The organism is Priestia sp. P5_B4, from assembly GCF_056400385.1.
Map to the genome: position 1 here is coordinate 1 of NZ_JBFULJ010000633.1, position 2,243 is coordinate 2,243.

At 35.6% G+C, this 2,243-nt stretch carries 1 protein-coding gene and 2 tRNA genes; all 3 read right to left on the reverse strand.

What is annotated here, in order from left to right; genetic code table 11:
* Positions 1–878 precede the first annotated feature (878 nt).
* The 3 genes from AC1DRF_RS23970 to AC1DRF_RS23980 all read right to left on the reverse strand — a co-directional run bounded on the left by AC1DRF_RS23970 (position 879) and on the right by AC1DRF_RS23980 (position 2,241).
* Positions 879–1,868 carry a tyrosine-type recombinase/integrase gene (locus AC1DRF_RS23970; RefSeq protein WP_477741871.1) on the reverse strand — a complete coding sequence of 330 codons (990 nt, stop codon included), beginning with the start codon at positions 1,866–1,868 and terminating at the stop codon, positions 879–881.
* A gap of 172 nt (positions 1,869–2,040) precedes the next feature.
* Positions 2,041–2,122: transfer RNA gene (locus AC1DRF_RS23975), tRNA-Leu, on the reverse strand.
* Between the two features lie 30 nt (positions 2,123–2,152).
* Positions 2,153–2,241 (reverse strand) — tRNA-Leu (locus tag AC1DRF_RS23980).
* Between the last annotated feature and the right edge of the window lie 2 nt (positions 2,242–2,243).

Here is a 2,243-nt window from a genome sequence, read left to right on the forward strand (position 1 = left end):
CATTTAGCCTGATTTTGTTTAATTCTTCTACTTCACCACTGATTTGCATTAATTCTATATATACTTTTTTCATTAATTCTTCTTGTTGTCTTTTTTGCTTTTCTTTATCCTTCTCCATGTTAGATTCCTCCTCAATGAAGGATAACATATATCATCCAATATTTGTTAAGCACACTAGCTTACTTTTGTTATAATGCTTGTATATTTTCTTTGGTTTTGCCAACATGGATTGAGAATAAGGAACACGGCTTGGCTATAAATTGCCTACCTACAAAGACAAAAATAAAATGTCAATGTAAGTAGTAGGCGAATTAATACTTTGCACACCATGGTGTATCGAATTAAGGTATCCGTGTATGTATTATCTCTGTTATCGCTAGCGTTTCCACATAACAAGCTTACTGTTTCAGATGTCCCTGACAGTTTCATCATCCTGTAATTTTACGCTTTGGCTTTTCAATTACTTAATCCTTACCTCATTGTTTTAGAGGACTTAGAAAAGAAATAAATACTTATAGCTTGTCCTACGCAACCGTAGTTGCACACCCTTCCTAACGACAGCACTAAGGTAGCTTTCACCTTTCAGATGCAACAGCAACAGAGAACTGTTATATGCATCCTAGACTTAATTATTGCATCGGCTAAGTCATAACCTATCAAGTTTATTTTAACAACGTGTTATTTGGCTTTCCACGTTGGAACAGAGTCTAAAAAAGACAGCACTTAAGAAACCTTGCATTATAAAATTTTTTTGATAAAATGAAAGGGAATTAACTGTTCGTTATTTAGTTTTAGTGATTGCTGATTAGAATTGTTTAACGTCCAGTGAAAGCATTTAACTCTTTGAGTCACCTATTCGCAGTAGGTGGCTTTTTTGTTTATAATCGTTTATCAATTAGTTTCAAAGGTGAAAACTTTTGATGACTGTCTCTTACATCCGTACCAAATAGATTCACGTATGTTTTCACTACTTCCATGCTGGTATGTCCTAAGATAGTTTGTAATTCAAAAATATTAGCCCCCTGTTGAACACTCAGTTTAGCGAACGTGTGCCTAAATGTATGACAGCTGCATCTTACACCTTTAATCTTTGCACTTACTCCGTATCTCTCAATTCGTTGCTGTATTGCACGTCTTGTAAGAGAAGTTTCGTCTATAGTGACAAATAAGCTATCAGTTTCTACATAGCCACGAATAGCAATGTATTTCTTTAATTGGTGCTTCATTTCTTTCTGAATAGGTACTAGACGTTCTCTATAGCTTTTGGCGTTGCGAATGACCATTAAATTATCTTCCCAACGTATATCAGCTAGTGACAGTCCAACTAATTCATTTACACGAATACCAGTCTCTAGAAACAACAGCATAATTGTATAATCACGAACACCTACAAACGTTTTAAGGTCTGGTTGCCGTAATAATTTATTAAGTTGTTCTTTAGTAAACGTGGGAATGATTCGCTTACGGTCTTTTAACAGCTTTGTATTTTCCATTGGATTTTTAGAAATATGCTTATGTTTATGAAGGAAGTTAAACAAGGCACGTAAAGCACGTAGACGTGTATTGATAGACACTATCTTCAAGCCTTTATAGTTACGCATATAAAGAATTACGTTTTCTTTAATATGTTCTTCTGTAACGTTGTAAGGCTTTAAAAGATTAGTGTCTATTCCTTGTTCTGAAAGAAGGTTTAAAAAGGCATTTATTTCATTGCAGTAGTATTTGATGGTATACGGTCTTAAATTACGTAAATCACAGTCTTTTACGAATAGATCAACTGCTTCTTTAAAGGTTTCTACATACGATTTCTTACTTTTACGTATTATAGAAAGTTCAGCATCACTTAAAACATTCTTACGTCTAGCCATGACTGTTTCCTCCTAATAGGTTCATAATAATTTGTTCACACGATTAGAAGTGATACAGATAAAACAGGCTGTACTGTTAAGAACACAAAAAAACGTCCTCCACTACTGTGAAGAACGTTGATATTACGGTATATTCAAAGTTAATTACTATTATGTATTGGTAAAGCTAAAGTACCGATGGTCGGGGTCGAACCGACACTCCCGAAGGAACACGATTTTGAGTYGTGCGCGTCTGCCAATTCCGCCACATCGGCAAAATAAAAAAGGCAAGTTAAAATTATAAATGGTGCCGAGGGCCGGACTTGAACCGGCACGGTAGTCACCTACCGCAGGATTTTAAGTCCTGTGTGTCTGCCAATTCCACCACCCCGGCAG

Bases quoted from the DNA above. Each gene is read 5' to 3' on its own strand.
- AC1DRF_RS23970 (WP_477741871.1), bottom strand. From the start codon at position 1,868: ATGGCTAGACGTAAGAATGTTTTAAGTGATGCTGAACTTTCTATAATA.